This window comes from Actinokineospora sp. (assembly GCF_050699995.1).
Lineage (GTDB): Bacteria > Actinomycetota > Actinomycetes > Mycobacteriales > Pseudonocardiaceae > Actinokineospora.
The window spans coordinates 1-13,948 of sequence record NZ_JBOHGC010000329.1 but is presented as its reverse complement, the minus strand read 5'-3'; the positions used below and the strand labels follow the sequence as shown (position 1 = coordinate 13,948).

Sequence of the window (13,948 nt, the reverse complement as noted above, 5' to 3'; positions counted from 1 at the left end):
CGCCCGGCCCGCCCGCCAGCTGCGGTAGGCGAGCTCGATCCGCCTGCGCACGGCGGCGCCGGTGACGGCTGGCGCGAGGTTGTCGAGCAGGGACGTGCGGGCGGCCGAGCCGACCTTGTCCGCGGTGGCGTGGTCGTCGGCGAGGTCGCGGATGGCGCCCGCGATCATCGTGTCGGCGGCGAACTCGTCGGTGGGCAGCGCGACGCAGCCGTCGGCGCCCAGCAGGTCCGCGCCCACTCCCCCGACGATCGTGATGAGCGGGACACCCCGCAGCGACGTCTCGGTGAGCCAGGCGTTGACCTTCGCGGTGTCCGCGCAGCCCGGTTCGTGCAGCGAGATGGCCCAGTCCGCGGCTTCGACGGCAAGGTCGAACGCCTCGGTGACCAGCCGGACGCGACCGTTGCCCGCGGCTGAGGAACGCAGCCGCTCAATGGTCTCGGTTCGCGCGCGCGATTCGGGGACCAACAGCAGCAGCCGGACGTCAGCCCGTTCGCGGAACGCCGCCGCGAACGCGGCGATGAGGTCGTCGGCGTGGTCGGCGAGGGCGACGAAGACGGGCGCCGCGTCCAGTCCGAGCTTGGCCCTGGCCTCCTCCTTGGCGCCGTCGTCACGGGCGCCTGGGTCGACGACGGGGAGGGGCACGGTGTGGGTGGCGACGCCGTCGGGCGCGGGCGCCGAGGCGGGCCAGACCAGCCAGCGCTCGTCCGCGCGCGCGGGGACGGGGCCGAACTCGTCGCGCACCACGATGACGTGCCGCTGCCGGGGTATCCCCGACGTCCCGTCGCAGGCCAGGACCACCGGGTAGACGGGCTGGTCGGACGTCGGCAGCCCGGAGGCGCCCGCCGCCAGCCGGAGCCGCTCGGCCAGCGGGCTGTCCCCGAGCACGGAGACACCGATCTGGTCGACCAGCGCGACCTCGGACTGCCCGGGCACGGCTCGGGGGTGGATCCGGCCCGTGAGGACGGCGTCGGTGGCGCACCAGTCGCGGAAGGCCGCGGCGTCGGCGCCGAACGGGTCGGCGAAGCGTTCGCGGGGCTCGGAGTCGTCGCGCCACAGGGCGACCGCCCAGCGCGGCAGTTCCGGATCGGGCGCGCAGGCCCAGCGCAGGAAACCCGCCGGGTCGGCGCCCGCGGCGGGTGGTTTGTCCCGGCCGGTCCTGGCCCGCCGGTACGCGGACCGCAGCGACGGCGGGAACGCGGTGCCGTCGGCGAGCGTGCCGAACCGGACGGTGGGCTCGGGTGCTTCGCCGAGTTCGCCCGCGTACTCCGCGCAGAGGCGGTTGAGCAGCGGATGCTCGGAGAGCAGCACCCGCTGGTGGTCGGCGATGTCGGCGCTGAGCAGCCAGGGCCGCGTCGGGTCGAAACCCGCGAAGTTGACCGACCGCAGCGGTGCTCCGCCCGAGGTCACCGAGCCGTCGGCGGCCAGCGCCAGCGGGCGTTGGGCGGCGTTCCAACGGGAGAGGCCGAGGCCGGGGTCACGCAGGACGCGGTGGTCGACGAGGGCGGGGGCGCCGTCGAGGAACGCGCCCGCCGAGCCAGGGTCGGCGGTGGACGCCTCGGCCCAGGAGTGCAGGAAGTGCTCGGCGCCGTGGGCGACGATGACGAAGCCCTCGTCGTAGACACCTGCCTTGCGCAGGGCCTCGGCGTCGGGTCGTAGACCGTCCGCGGGCAGCGGGCGCAGGACCTTGGGCACCAACGCGAGCGCGGCGTCGCCTAGATGTGGCACCAGCGGCGCGTACACGCGGACCCACGGGTCGAGGTAGAGCACCGGACTGTCGTGCTTGCCGAGCAGCCACTCCATCAGCCGCGGCCGGAGCGCGACACACGCTTCGCGTGCCGTGTGGCCGGTGGCGAGCACCGCGAGTTCGTCGGCTCCGATGCCGAGATCGGCGGGCACGATCACGCCGTCCGCGCGGGGCCCGTCGACGAGGAGCGTGACGAAGGTGGCGCCGGGGTGGTGGCGGCGGAAGGTCTCCGCGGCGATCCGGGCGGCGGGAAGGTCCGCGCACCCGGTCACCGTCGAGCCGATCACCGGGGACACGTCGGGGGGAAGCACCCGGCCAACCTACTGTGCCGCCTCCCCGAAATTTCAAAGTCTGGTCACGTGTTGGGGAACGGTGCGTTTAGGGGGCACCGGTGTCGACTTTCGTCACGTTCCCCCTTGGGTGCGGTTTGCGGGGTTGCCGCACATCTACAAGACGGGGAGGAGGGAGCGGAGTTCGTACGGGGTGACGCTGCGGCGGTAGGCGTCCCATTCGGTGCGCTTGTTGCGGAGGAAGAAGTCGAAGACGTGCTCGCCGAGGGTCTCGGCGAGCAGCTCGGAGTTCTCCATCTCGGCCAGGGCCTCACCCAGGTTCTGCGGGAGGTTGGCGTAGCCGGCGGCGCGGCGCTCCGCGTCCGACAGCGACCAGACGTCGTCCTCGGCGGCGGGCGGCAGCTCGTAGCCCTCGGCGACACCCTTGAGGCCGGCGGCGAGGATCACCGAGTAGGCCAGGTACGGGTTGCACGCGGAGTCCAGCGAGCGGATCTCCACCCGGCGCGACGACGCCTTGCTCGGCGAGTACATCGGCACCCGGACCAGCGCGGACCGGTTGGCGTGGCCCCAGCAGACCGCGGTCGGGGCCTCGCCGCCGACGATGAGCCTCTTGTACGAGTTCACCCACTGGTTGGTGATCGCGGAGATCTCACGGGCGTGCTTGAGCAGGCCCGCGACGAACGCCTTGCCGGTGGCGGAGAGCTGGTACGGGTCCTCGCTGTCGTAGAAGGCGTTGCGGTCGCCCTCGAACAGGCTGACGTGGGTGTGCATGCCGGAGCCGGGCTGGTCGGAGAACGGCTTGGGCATGAACGAGGCGAACACGCCCTGGGTGAGCGCGACCTCCTTGACCACGTAGCGGAACGTCATGACGTTGTCGGCCATGGTCAGGGCGTCGGCGTAGCGCAGGTCGATCTCCTGCTGGCCGGGCGCGCCCTCGTGGTGGCTGAACTCGACCGAGATGCCCATGGCCTCGAGGGTCTCGATGGCGTGCCTGCGGAAGTGCGTCGCGGTGGCGTGGCTGGCCTGGTCGAAGTAGCCGCCGTTGTCCGCGGGGGTCGGCTCCTTGCCGTCCACCGGGATGTCCTTGAGCAGGAAGAACTCGATCTCCGGGTGCACGTAGCAGGTGAACCCGGCCTCGCTGGCCTTGGACAGGGTGCGGCGCAGCACGTGGCGTGGGTCGGCCCAGGACGGCGAGCCGTCGGGCATCGCGATGTCGCAGAACATGCGCGCCGAGTAGGGCTCGCCCTCCGGGGTCTCCCACGGGAGGACCTGGAAGGTGGCCGGGTCGGGGCGGGCGACCATGTCGGACTCGTAGACCCGGGAGAAGCCCTCGATCGCCGAGCCGTCGAAGCCGATGCCCTCGGCGAACGCGCCCTCCAGCTCGGCAGGCGCGACGGCGACGGACTTCAGGAAGCCCAGGACGTCGGTGAACCACAGCCGGACGAACCGGATGTTGCGCTCCTCAAGCGAGCGCAGCACGAATTCTTGCTGGCGATCCATAGGCGCACCTTATCCGCCTCCCCGAAATTTTGACGTTGGGTCAAGTGGCGTGGCTCACCGGTGGTCAGGTGGGTCACCGTGGTCAATCGCCGTCACGGTCCCCTTAGGTCACTGGTCTGCGATCCCGAACGTCCAAGTCGCCTCCGGGGTGGTGGGACGAGTATGGACATCACAGCCGCGATCGCGCAGAGGCCGCCCGCGACGTACCAGGCCAGGTCGTAGCTGCCCTGGTGGTCGCGGGTGAGACCGGCGCCGAGCGCGGCGACGGCGGCGCCGACCTGGTGGGAGGCGAAGACCCAGCCGAACACGATCGGGCCGTCGGCGCCGAACGCGCGCCTGCACAGGGCGACCGTGGGCGGCACGGTCGCGACCCAGTCCAGTCCATAGAAGACGATGAACGCCCACATCGGCGGCTCGGTCGTGGCGGCGAACAGATGCGGGAGCACGAGCAGGGACGCGCCGCGCAAGCTGTAGTAGACGGCGAGCAGGATCCGCGGGTTGACCTTGTCGGTGAGCCAGCCGGACAGGATCGTGCCCGCGACGTCGAAGAGGCCGACCAGGGCGAGCAGGCCCGCGGCGGTGGTGGGCGGCATGCCGTGGTCGTGGGCGGCGGGGACGAAGTGGGTGCCGATCAACCCGTTCGTGGACGCGCCGCAGATCGCGAAGCCGCCCGCGAGGAGCCAGAAGGTGCGGGTCCGGGCGGCGTCTCGCAACACGGTGATCGCGCGCATCGCGGTTCGGTCCGCGGTGGCGGAGACCGGCGGCGGGTCGAGCGGGCCCGCGCCGTAGGCGGTGGTGCCGACATCGGCTGGGTTGTCGTGCAGGGCGAGCAACACCAGCGGGACGACGGCGAGCGCGGCGATGGCGACGGTCATGCTCGCGGTGCGCCAGCCGCTGCCTTCGGCGAGGTGGGCGACCACCGGCAGGAAGACGAGTTGCCCGGCCGCGCCCGCGGCGGTGAGGACCCCGCTGACCAGGCCTTGCTTCTGCGCGAACCAGCGGGAGGTGACCGTGGCGACGAAGGCGAGGGCCATCGCGCCGGTGCCGGTGCCGACGCACACGCCCCAGAGGAGCAGGAGCTGCCAGGTCTCGGTCATGAACACCGTCAGGCCGCTGCCCGCGGAGACCAGCAGGAGTGCGCCCGCGACGACCTTGCGCATGCCGAGGCGTTCCATGAGCGCGGCGGCGAAGGGTGAGATCAACCCGAACAGGATGAGGTTGATCGACACGGCGCCCGAGATGGTCGCTGTCGTCCAGCCGAACTCGCGATGCAACGGATCGATGAGCACGCTCGGCGCGGCGCGGAAGCCCGCGGCGCCGACGAGCGCGACAAAGGCTACGGCCGCGACGATCCAGGCCCGGTGCAGGCGCGGGCGGATATCCAGTTGGGTCACACGGTTCAGCCTGTTCGTTCGCCGACCGTCGAACAAGTGGCCTGATTGCCACTATGTGAAAGAATCTGGCCATGACGCATCGGATAGCCGTCCTCGCGGTGGAGGAGGCGGTGGGCTACGACCTGTGCATTCCGCCGCAGATCTTCAACGCCTCGGTCGGCGCCGACGGGTCGCCGCTCTATGAGGTGGTGGTGTGCGGTGTGGACGCGAAGCCGGTGCCGGTGACCGCCGGGTTCACCGCCGTGCTCGATCACGGCCCCGATGCCCTGGCCTGGGCGGACACCGTGATCGTGCCCGGAACCCGCGCACCAGGCCCGCGTCACGACGGGACACTGCCCGGCCCGCTGGCCGACGCGCTCGCGCTGATCCGGCCCGGCACCCGGCTGATGTCGATCTGCACCGGCGCGTTCGTCATGGGCGCCGCGGGCATCCTCGACGGACGTCCCGCGACGACTCACTGGCGCTTCGCGGACCAGTTCCGTGCTTTATATCCGGCGGTTCGGTTGACCCCGGATGTGCTCTTCGTCGACGACGGCGACGTGCTGACGTCCGCGGGCCTGAGCGCGGGGATCGATCTGTGCCTGCACGTCGTGCGGTCCGACCACGGCAGCGAGGTGGCGAACCGTGCGGCGCGGTACTGCGTGGTGCCGCCCTGGCGCGAGGGCGGGCAGTCGCAGTACATCGAGCGTCCGCTGCCCGTCGGGGCGGGCGGCGCCTCGGCGACCCGGGCGTGGGCACTCGACCGTCTTCACGAGCCGCTGGAGCTGAGCGCGCTCGCCGCCCACGCGAAGATGAGCGTGCGGACCTTCTCGCGGCACTTCCGAGCGGAAACCGGTGAGTCGCCCGGCACCTGGCTGATCCAGCAGCGCGTCCGGCACGCGCTCCACCTCCTGGAGACGACGGACCTGCCGATAGACCAGGTGGCCGAACGGTCGGGGCTGCGCAGCGCGACATCGTTGCGCCAGCACATGCGGACAGCCGTCGGTGTGTCACCACTCGCGTACCGAAAGACATTCCGGACCGGCTGAGACACGGTCTCAGCCAGGTGGCCCTACGATGCGCAGCATGGTCACGCGCCGGATCTTCCTTGGGGCCCTCGCGCTCACCGCGGCCCTCGCCGCTGGGTGCACATCGGACACTGACACACCCGGGGGCGCGAGCCTGCCGGACGGGGCGGCGCTGATGAAGGACGCGGCCGCGGCGATGCGCGAGGTCCGCAGCGCCCACTTCAGCCTGAAGGTCAACGGGACGGTCGCGGCCATCCCCGTGCAGAACGCCGAGGGCGACCTGACCCGCGAAGGCGGGCCGTCGGGCGCGGCGAAGGGCACGGTCAAGCTGACCCTGATGGGCCAGCTCATCGAGGGCGAGTTCGTCCTCGTCGACGACTCCCTCTACATCAAGGGCCCCACGGGCGGCTTCCAGAAGTACCCGGCGGCGCTGACGTCGAACCTGTACGACCCGTCGGCGATCCTGAACCCCGACAAGGGCATCGCGAACGTGCTCGCGCAGATCAAGGACCCGAGGACCGAGGCCAAGGAAGACGTCGACGGTGTGTCGACCTACCGGGTCAAGGGACGCGGCGCCCAGGACGTGGTCTCGGCGATCGTGCCCGGGGTCGCCTCCGATGCGGACGTCACCTTCTGGCTGCGCGAGGACACCAAGCTGCCGGTCAAGGCTTCGGTGAAGCTGGCCGCGTCCGACGGCGGCGAGGCCACGGTCGATCTGACGCTGTCCGATGTGGGCAAGCCGGTCACCATCACCGCGCCGGCCTAGGTCTGAGCCGATGACGGGAACCACCGGGCGCGGCCGGTCGATCGCGATCGGCGCGGGCGGGCTCGCGGTGCTACTCGGCGCGCTCGACACCTATGTGGTGGTCAGCGTGATCCGGCAGATCATCGAGGACCTGCAGATCCCGATCAACCGGCTGGAGAAGGTCACCCCGATCGTCACGGGGTACCTGCTGGGCTACATCGCGGCGATGCCGCTGCTGGGTCAGGCGTCGGATCGGTTCGGCCGCAAGCTGCTGCTGCAGCTGTGCCTGCTCGGGTTTCTCGTGGGCTCCGTGGTCACCGCGCTGTCCAGTGACCTCGCGGTGCTGGTGACCGGGCGGGTGATCCAGGGCGTCGCGAGTGGAGCGCTGCTGCCGGTGACGATGGCGCTGGCAGCTGATCTTTGGGACGCGCACCGCCGCTCCACCGTGCTCGGCGCGGTCGGCGCGGCGCAGGAACTCGGGAGCGTGCTCGGACCGCTGTACGGGGTGGCCATCGCGAGTCTGCCGCTGTGGGCCGACATCTCCGGGTGGCGTGCGGTGTTCTGGGTCAACGTGCCGCTGGCGGTGATCGCGATGGTGGCGATCCAGCTGACCGTGCCCGCGCACCAGCGCGCCGAGAATCCCGTGCGGGTGGACGTTGTCGGCGGGCTGCTGCTCGCGGTGACGCTCGGGCTGGCCGTGATCGGCCTCTACAACCCGACCCCGCGCGAAGCGGTGCTGCCGTCGTGGGGTCCGGGGATGCTTGTCGGCGCGGTGGTGGCGCTGGTGGCGTTCCTGCTGTGGGAGCGGCGCGCGCGGACCAAGCTGATCGACCCGGCGGGGGTGGCCATGCGGCCGTTCCTGGCCTCGCTCGGCGTGTCCGCGGCGGCCGGTGCGGCGCTGATGGTGACGCTGGTGAACGTCGACCTGTTCGCCCAGTCGCTGCTCGGCGACGACGACAGCGGCGCGGTGTTCGTCCTGCTGCGCTTCCTGATCGCGCTGCCAATCGGCGCGCTCGTGGGCGGCTATGCGGCGGCGCGGTTCGGGGACCGGATCGTCACGGTCGTCGGGATGCTGATCGCGGGAGTCGGGTATCTGCTGATGTCCGGGTGGACCGTCGACGTCGAGTCGACCACGCACCTGTTGGGACTGCCCACTTTGGACACCGATCTCGCGGTGGCCGGGTTCGGGTTGGGCCTGGTGATCGCGCCGCTGTCGGCGGCCGTGCTGCGCGTCGTTCCCGCTGAGCGGCACGGGGTCGCGTCGGCGGGTGTGGTGGTCGCGCGGATGACCGGGATGCTCGTGGGTGTCGCGGCACTGTCGGCGTGGGGGCTGCACCGGTTCCACAGCCTCACGGCGAACCTGAACCCGCCGCTGCCGTTCGGGATGGACGAGGCGGAGTTCGCGCGGCAGATGGCGCAGTACCGGACGGAGCTCAACCAGGCGCTGGTCACCCAGTACACCGACATCTTCCTGATCACCTCGATCGTGTGCGCGGCCGGCGCGCTGCTGGCTCTGCTGATCACCACACAGCGCACGAAGGCTGCTACGCTTTACTCATGGGCGTCGAAGTAAAGCATCACGATGGTGAGCCCGTTCGCACGACCAAGGTCAGCAGGAAGAATCAAGTCACGCTGCCCGTGGCCGCGCTCGCCGCAGCTCACGTGAAGCCTGGCGACGTCTTACGGGTGGAAGTCGAAGCAGACGGCGTCTTCCGACTCGTCCGACACTCCGATCCGTTTCTCGACGCCCTGAACGAACTCGCGGGCTCCGCCCCAGGCCTTTCCGAGGCCACCACTCTGGAAGAACTGAGGAACGAGTGGGATCGGTAGTCCTGGACGCGAGCGTCATCATCGCCGTCTTCGACCCACTCGATATCCATCATCTGTCCGCGCTGAACGCGATCCAGCGTGCGCATGTCGATGGCCATCGATTCCTGGTGCCCGCTTCCGTCTTGGCCGAAGTGCTGGTCGGAGAAGCCAGGCGCAACGGCGGGATCGTGGAACACCGAACGGCCGCCGTGAACCGTCTTTTCGGCCCGTGCCGAGTCCTCGACCGAGAGGTCGCGGCGACAGCGGCGCAGCTTCGGGCCCGTCATCGCGCGCTGCGCTTGCCCGATGCGTTGGTCATCGCCACCGGGATCATCGATGAAGCGACATCGATAGTGACCGCCGACAAGCGTTGGGCGGGAATTGATCCGAGGATCACCGTTCTCTAGCCGGCCGAGACACGGTCGCGCCCGCATGGGCGGACGCGACCGTGTCGAGGTGACTAGCTAGCTGCCGGGAACAGTGGGGCGTCGGTCTGGCACACCGTGCCGGGGACCGGGAGTTTCCGGTTGATCAGGTAGGACTCGAACTTCCCGGTGACACACGAGCTCATCTCCAGCGTGCCATGGCCCCAGCCATCGAGGGTCAGCATCCGCGAACCCTTCATCAGGCCGTTGAGCGCGCGGGCGCCGCTGATCGGGGTGGCCGGGTCGTGGGTGTTGCCGACGATCAGCAGCGGGGTCGACGTCTTGACCTTGTACGGGCCGCGGAACGCCGACTTCGACGAGCCCGGCCAGTTGACGCACGGAGAGGAGATCCACGACCACAGTTCGCCGAAGCCGGGGCCGTTGGCCTCGGCGTGCGCGGCGGAGCGGATCGGGGCTTCGCGGTCGGTCGGGTTGACGCTGTCGGAGCACAGGACGCCGTGGAACGTCGGGGCGATCACCTCGTCGCCGAAGGTCGGGACGGCGGGGCGTTCGGCGGCGCGGAGGTTCTTCCATGCGTCACCCGCGCGGCTCGGCGCCCGGGAGGCGCCGAAGATCTGCTGGTGCATGGCCTCGACGAAGTCCATGATCAGCCGGTAGTTGTCCGGGCGGTACATCGCGCCGAGCAGGGTGCCCATGACTTCCTGGTAGTTGAGCTTGCCGTCCGGCGTGTCGACGTCACCCTGCTTGAGTCGCTCGACGACCTTGTGGAACTTGCCGCTCGCCTGGCCCGCCGCCGGGCACCGGGCCGCGCCGACGCGGTCGCACTCGGCGAATGAGCTGTGCAGCGACTCCCAGGCGCCGTACTCACTGCCGAACCGGGCGGACGCGACGTACTTGGCGTGGTCGCCGCGGCCGGTGGACCACGCGACCGGGTCGAGCACGCCGTCGACGATGAGCGCGCGGATCTTGTTCGGGAACATCGCGGCGTAGGTGGCGCCGAGGACGCTGCCGTAGGAGATGCCGTAGAAGTTCAGCTGCCGGTCCCCGACGGCCTGGCGCATCAGGTCCATGTCGCGCGCGGTGTCGGCGGTCGACATGTGGTCGAGGATCTCGTTGCCGCGCTTGTCGCACAGCCCGCGGTAGAAGTCGTCGAACGCCAGCTGGGCGCGCACTTCGCTGTCGCTACGCGGGAAGGCGGCCGGGACCGGCGGGCCCGGCGGGTCTTGCGGCGCGGCGGCGCAGACCACCGGCTCACTGCCGCAGCCCTCGGTCAGGCAGTTGCGCTGCCCGCCGATGCCGCGCGGGTCGATGCCCACGATGTCGAACCGCTGCCGGGTGCTCGCGCCGAGCACATCGCCCGCGCCGACGGCGAAGTCGGCCGCGGAGCCACCGGGGCCGCCGTTGTTGATGAACAAGGTGCCGATCTTGCGGTTCGGCTGGTCGGCCTTCCGCTTGACCAGCCGCAGGCTGATCTTCTTGCCACGCGGGTCGGCGTAGTCCAGAGGCACCGGCACCATCGCGCACAGGAGGTGCTTGTCGTCCGGGCACTGCTGCCACTGGATCTTCGGCACGGGTAGGCGCGTGGCGTCGGCCGAGGCGATCGGCGGCACCACCGCGGACGCCAAGGCGACCGCGACCCCCACTGCCAGGACTCTCTTCTTATGCGACATTTCGGGTTCCCCTCTAGGTTTTGTGATCCCGATGCCACTGTGTCCCGGTCGACGGCGCGGGAACCCCTGACGTTCGTCTGGACTTGATCAGACCTGGGGATGGTTTATAAACATCCGTGAGGCTGATGCCTGCGCCATGATGGGCAGATGGACACAAGTGTGGCGCTGCGCCGGATCGCGGCGTTCGAGGACCGGTTCGCCCGGGTGCAGGCGACCGAGATCGTCGAATTCGGGTGGGGACACGCGTTGCTGCAACACGACTATCCGGCGTCGTGGCACCACAACCGGGTGGTCGTCACGAGCGAGGTCGAGCCCGCGGTGGTGATCGTGGCGGCCGACAAGGTGTTGGGCGACAACGGACACGCGCACCGGCTGGTCAACTTCACCGACGGCCCCCAAGGCGCGGCGGCGGCCCCCGCGTTCGAAGCCGCGGGATACGAGGCGGAGCGGATCGTCACGATGATCCACTCCGGCGACCTGTCCGCACGGGTCCGCGGTCCGGTCGAGGCGCTCTCGTTCGACGAGTTGCGGCAGTCGCTGCTGGAGGACTGGAAAGCGGACTACCCCGACGACAGCGACGAGTCCCACGCGCAGCTGGCCGACCGTGCGCGGCTCTACTCCCTGGGCGCCGAGGTCACCTTCCTCGGTGTCCGCGACGCGTCCGGCGATGTGGTGGCTCGCGGGGAACTATGCGTGTCAGACGGGTTGGCCCAGTTCGAGAACGTCGTCACCCGGCCGGAGCACCGCGGCAAGGGCTACGCGAAGGGCATGGTGATCGAGGCGCTGCACCGGGCTCGGGACGCGGGCTGCGACCTGTCCTTCCTCACCGCGGAGGCCACGAGCTGGCCGCGCGCCTAGTACCGGCGAATGGGGTATCGGGACGCGGCCGAGGTCCACCACTTCCAGCGAACTCCCTGACCGGGAGTCAGGATGTCCGACGGAGTGCTTGGCGCCAGGAGGAAGCGGGGAACACCAGTGCGGGGCCGGTGGCGTCCTTGGAGTCGCGGACACCGACAGCTTGCTCAGCGAAGGCGACCTCGACACAGTTGGGCTGATCACTGCTGCGGGAGCTCTTGCGCCAGCTAGCCCCACTGAGATCGACCAGAGCCATGGCAATTCCTCTCTTGCCGCGATCACCCCTTGGGGCTCTCGGCGACGACAGCGTTGATCAACTCGACCGAGTCGGCCGGGCTGAGTGCCGTTGCCAGGATATCGCGCAAGGCCTGCCGATAGGCGGCAACATCATCCTTGGCTTCGGGGAACACACACGTGCCGTGGTTCTCGTAGTAGGCGACGCTCGGCTCGGCTTTGAAGTCCAGGATCATGAATGGGCCGCGAAGTCCAGCATAAGCACCCGCGTCGGCAGGAACGACCCGGAGCCTGATGTTGGGCCGATCGTGGAATGACGCCAAGTGCCGGAGCTGGTTGCCCATGACGCCCTGTTCGCCGATCGTGCGGCGCAGCACGGACTCATCCACCACGAAAACAAAGTCCTTGTCCTGCTTCCGCAGCATCAACTGCCGAGTCATCCGGGAGCCGACCAACCTCGCCAAGTCGCTTTCCGGCAGCATCGGTCTGATGCCCTGGATAACGGCTGCCGAGTAGTCGGCGGTCTGCAGCAGGCCGGGAACAAATGCAAGCTCGAAGTTGTGGATTCGAGTGGCGCGGGATTCGAGGTCGATCAGGCCCTTCCACAGTTCCGGCAGTCCCGACCCCTGGGTCTGCCACCAGCCCGTCTTGTCCTGGCTGCGAACCATCGCGAGGAGTTCTTCGCGCCGCTGCTCGGGAACCTCCAACAGTCCCAGCATCGCCGCGACGTCGGACTCCCGCAGGCTCCGCAAGCCGGTCTCGATCCGGCTGATCTTGCTGGCCGACATGCCGAGCCGGTCGGCGAACTCCGCCGCCGTGAACCCGCGTTCCAGGCGAAGTCTTCTGAGTTCGGCTGAGACTTGACGTGACCGGACAGTCGACGTGGAACGTGCCATGCCCCGCATCGTGATTGCTTGCACGTGGTGCACGCAATCACCGCGAACCACACGATCAGGTGGTGGCTCGCCTTGCGTGCACTCGGTGCAAGGCGAGACGTTGCAGACATGTCCGGTTTTCGACGCTACGACTGGCAAGCGGCATCCGGTGTGCTGCACGGAATCCGCATCGGCCAGTACCGCCCATGCCCGCACGACGAGCCGCCCGCCTTGTGCGGCGCCGAGATCGTCCTCACCCGCGAAGACTTCCGCCGCGACACGCGCACCCGCATGTGCACGGCCTGCCTGGACCGCTGGAACGCCGAACTGAGCGCGTCATGAGTGGCCGCTGGATGGTCGGGGTGTTCCGCGAGAGACTGCACTGGGTCGACGCCGAGGCCCGAGTGTACGAGCACTCGCACGGCACGACCTTCTACTCGATGTGCAACGCCCCCTGTCTCACCGCGCCCCACGGCCACTACGACTTCTGGCGGTGGCCGCCTTGTCTTACCTGCTTCGACCTGGCCGAAGCCGCACCACCCCGGCCGCACTGACTCAGCCCTTGCAGCGCAGTTCGTCACCAGCGATCCAACGGACGGAAACGTGTATGCACAGACGGTCGAAGATGCGCCGGACCGTCCACCTACTACGCTGCTGACCCATGACTATGGCGGATCTCCCATGGGTTGACGTGGAGCCGCTGCCCCACGTCAACGGAGACGTACAGTCGATCCTTGCGTCAGTGGCATCGCTGAAGACCGCCTGGGAAACGGTCGTCGCGCACAACACCGAGTCATTTCACGAGTCTCGGCAGCGCGGTCTCCGCAGGCATGCGATCGAGACCGGGATCATCGAGCGCCTGTACGACGTCGACTGGGGCGTAACCGAGGCTCTTGTTGCCGAAGGAATCACCGCCGAGGCAGTCGGCCATGCGAACTCCGGAAGCCTCGACGAGGATGTTCTTGAGATAATTCGGTCTCAGTATGAGGCTCTGCAGTTTCTGGCCGAACTCGCCCGGGAACAACGGCCACTCACGACCTCGCTGATCAGGCAGTTGCACGTCGCACTGACACGGACTCAACAAACATACTCGGCCACGGGGCCTGCTGGGATTCGTTTCGAGGCAACACTCCGTCACGGAGATTGGAAACAATCACAGAACAGTGTGATTCGCCCGGATGGCTCCCGCCTGGATTACACACCGCCGGAACAAGTTCAGTCACAAATGGATCGCCTCGTTGACATGTACAACGAGATGGATGACGTGAATCCGATCATCCGATCGGCTTGGCTGCACCACAGATTCGTCAGAGGTGACTGGTCAGCTGGTTATGCGGGAAGTGCGGGCAGCCAGGGACGGCGCTGGGCCAGCATGGTCAGCGCGTCGATGAAGCGGACGCCGTGTTTGATGGCGGTCGCCAGGTAGCTGCGGATTGCGG

General features: G+C 69.1%; 15 protein-coding genes and 1 pseudogene. 9 read left to right on the top strand and 7 right to left on the bottom strand.

The features are described from left to right. The 3 genes and pseudogenes from ACRDSQ_RS16400 to ACRDSQ_RS16390 form a co-directional block, all read right to left on the bottom strand. Positions 1–2,055: pseudogene (locus ACRDSQ_RS16400) on the bottom strand (FkbM family methyltransferase); the annotation flags it as partial. 135 nt (positions 2,056–2,190) lie between these two features. Beyond that, positions 2,191–3,534: a glutamine synthetase family protein gene (locus ACRDSQ_RS16395; protein ID WP_431422139.1), complete on the bottom strand. Its 1,344-nt coding sequence runs from the start codon at positions 3,532–3,534 to the stop codon at positions 2,191–2,193. A 92-nt stretch (positions 3,535–3,626) separates the two neighbouring features. After that, positions 3,627–4,928 carry an MFS transporter gene (locus ACRDSQ_RS16390; protein ID WP_431422137.1) on the bottom strand — a complete coding sequence of 434 codons (1,302 nt, stop codon included), beginning with the start codon at positions 4,926–4,928 and terminating at the stop codon, positions 3,627–3,629. Positions 4,929–4,999: 71 nt separating this feature from the next. Here ACRDSQ_RS16390 and ACRDSQ_RS16385 point away from each other — a divergent pair, with 71 nt between their 5' ends. The 5 genes from ACRDSQ_RS16385 to ACRDSQ_RS16365 are packed head-to-tail and all read left to right on the top strand — an operon-like array spanning position 5,000 to position 8,896. Continuing rightward, positions 5,000–5,956 carry a GlxA family transcriptional regulator gene (locus tag ACRDSQ_RS16385; RefSeq protein ID WP_431422135.1) on the top strand — a complete coding sequence of 319 codons (957 nt, stop codon included), beginning with the start codon at positions 5,000–5,002 and terminating at the stop codon, positions 5,954–5,956. A gap of 37 nt (positions 5,957–5,993) precedes the next feature. Beyond that, positions 5,994–6,701, top strand: a complete 708-nt coding sequence (locus ACRDSQ_RS16380) for an LppX_LprAFG lipoprotein (RefSeq protein ID WP_431422133.1) — start codon at positions 5,994–5,996, stop codon at positions 6,699–6,701. 10 nt (positions 6,702–6,711) lie between these two features. Then, the gene (locus ACRDSQ_RS16375; protein ID WP_431422131.1) at positions 6,712–8,253 is read left to right on the top strand and encodes an MFS transporter; all 1,542 of its coding nucleotides are present in this window, start codon (positions 6,712–6,714) and stop codon (positions 8,251–8,253) included. Beyond that, a complete protein-coding gene (locus ACRDSQ_RS16370; RefSeq protein WP_431422130.1) occupies positions 8,238–8,510 on the top strand; it encodes an AbrB/MazE/SpoVT family DNA-binding domain-containing protein in 273 nt (90 codons plus the stop codon). The genes ACRDSQ_RS16375 and ACRDSQ_RS16370 overlap by 16 nt, the downstream gene beginning before the upstream one ends. Further along, a complete protein-coding gene (locus ACRDSQ_RS16365) occupies positions 8,498–8,896 on the top strand; it encodes a type II toxin-antitoxin system VapC family toxin (RefSeq protein ID WP_431422129.1) in 399 nt (132 codons plus the stop codon). The genes ACRDSQ_RS16370 and ACRDSQ_RS16365 overlap by 13 nt, the downstream gene beginning before the upstream one ends. A 53-nt stretch (positions 8,897–8,949) precedes the next feature. On the opposite strand, the gene ACRDSQ_RS16360 is transcribed toward ACRDSQ_RS16365, so the two are convergent. Further along, on the bottom strand, positions 8,950–10,545 hold the full coding sequence (locus ACRDSQ_RS16360) for an alpha/beta hydrolase (RefSeq protein WP_431422127.1): 1,596 nt from the start codon (positions 10,543–10,545) through the stop codon (positions 8,950–8,952). A gap of 147 nt (positions 10,546–10,692) precedes the next feature. Between ACRDSQ_RS16360 and ACRDSQ_RS16355 the strand changes: the two genes are divergently transcribed. Beyond that, entirely contained in the window at positions 10,693–11,403 is a 711-nt protein-coding gene (locus ACRDSQ_RS16355; protein ID WP_431422125.1) for a GNAT family N-acetyltransferase, read from the top strand. A 67-nt stretch (positions 11,404–11,470) separates the two neighbouring features. Here the strand turns inward: ACRDSQ_RS16355 and ACRDSQ_RS16350 are convergent, their stop codons facing one another. Continuing rightward, positions 11,471–11,656 carry a DUF397 domain-containing protein gene (locus tag ACRDSQ_RS16350; protein WP_431422123.1) on the bottom strand — a complete coding sequence of 62 codons (186 nt, stop codon included), beginning with the start codon at positions 11,654–11,656 and terminating at the stop codon, positions 11,471–11,473. A 22-nt stretch (positions 11,657–11,678) separates the two neighbouring features. Continuing rightward, positions 11,679–12,563 carry a helix-turn-helix domain-containing protein gene (locus ACRDSQ_RS16345; RefSeq protein WP_431422121.1) on the bottom strand — a complete coding sequence of 295 codons (885 nt, stop codon included), beginning with the start codon at positions 12,561–12,563 and terminating at the stop codon, positions 11,679–11,681. 75 nt (positions 12,564–12,638) lie between these two features. Here ACRDSQ_RS16345 and ACRDSQ_RS16340 point away from each other — a divergent pair, with 75 nt between their 5' ends. Further along, positions 12,639–12,851 (top strand): hypothetical protein, encoded by a 213-nt coding sequence (locus ACRDSQ_RS16340; RefSeq protein WP_431422119.1) that lies wholly within the window; start codon positions 12,639–12,641, stop codon positions 12,849–12,851. Further along, positions 12,848–13,063, top strand: a complete 216-nt coding sequence (locus ACRDSQ_RS16335; RefSeq protein WP_431422117.1) for a hypothetical protein — start codon at positions 12,848–12,850, stop codon at positions 13,061–13,063. The genes ACRDSQ_RS16340 and ACRDSQ_RS16335 overlap by 4 nt, the downstream gene beginning before the upstream one ends. 239 nt (positions 13,064–13,302) lie before the next feature. Here ACRDSQ_RS16335 and ACRDSQ_RS16330 read toward each other — a convergent pair whose 3' ends face one another. Next, complete coding sequence (locus ACRDSQ_RS16330) at positions 13,303–13,533, bottom strand: hypothetical protein (RefSeq protein ID WP_431422141.1); 231 nt, start codon at positions 13,531–13,533, stop codon at positions 13,303–13,305. Between ACRDSQ_RS16330 and ACRDSQ_RS16325 the strand changes: the two genes are divergently transcribed. Then, positions 13,477–13,935, top strand: a complete 459-nt coding sequence (locus ACRDSQ_RS16325) for a Fic family protein (protein ID WP_431422140.1) — start codon at positions 13,477–13,479, stop codon at positions 13,933–13,935. The genes ACRDSQ_RS16330 and ACRDSQ_RS16325 overlap by 57 nt on opposite strands. The last annotated feature ends 13 nt before the right edge of the window (positions 13,936–13,948 follow it).

Bases quoted from the DNA above. Each gene is read 5' to 3' on its own strand.
- ACRDSQ_RS16350 (WP_431422123.1), bottom strand. From the start codon at position 11,656: ATGGCTCTGGTCGATCTCAGTGGGGCTAGCTGGCGCAAGAGCTCCCGC.
- ACRDSQ_RS16360 (WP_431422127.1), bottom strand. From the start codon at position 10,545: ATGTCGCATAAGAAGAGAGTCCTGGCAGTGGGGGTCGCGGTCGCCTTG.
- ACRDSQ_RS16380 (WP_431422133.1), top strand. From the start codon at position 5,994: ATGGTCACGCGCCGGATCTTCCTTGGGGCCCTCGCGCTCACCGCGGCC.
- ACRDSQ_RS16340 (WP_431422119.1), top strand. From the start codon at position 12,639: ATGTCCGGTTTTCGACGCTACGACTGGCAAGCGGCATCCGGTGTGCTG.
- ACRDSQ_RS16385 (WP_431422135.1), top strand. From the start codon at position 5,000: ATGACGCATCGGATAGCCGTCCTCGCGGTGGAGGAGGCGGTGGGCTAC.
- ACRDSQ_RS16355 (WP_431422125.1), top strand. From the start codon at position 10,693: ATGGACACAAGTGTGGCGCTGCGCCGGATCGCGGCGTTCGAGGACCGG.
- ACRDSQ_RS16370 (WP_431422130.1), top strand. From the start codon at position 8,238: ATGGGCGTCGAAGTAAAGCATCACGATGGTGAGCCCGTTCGCACGACC.
- ACRDSQ_RS16375 (WP_431422131.1), top strand. From the start codon at position 6,712: ATGACGGGAACCACCGGGCGCGGCCGGTCGATCGCGATCGGCGCGGGC.
- ACRDSQ_RS16335 (WP_431422117.1), top strand. From the start codon at position 12,848: ATGAGTGGCCGCTGGATGGTCGGGGTGTTCCGCGAGAGACTGCACTGG.
- ACRDSQ_RS16395 (WP_431422139.1), bottom strand. From the start codon at position 3,534: ATGGATCGCCAGCAAGAATTCGTGCTGCGCTCGCTTGAGGAGCGCAAC.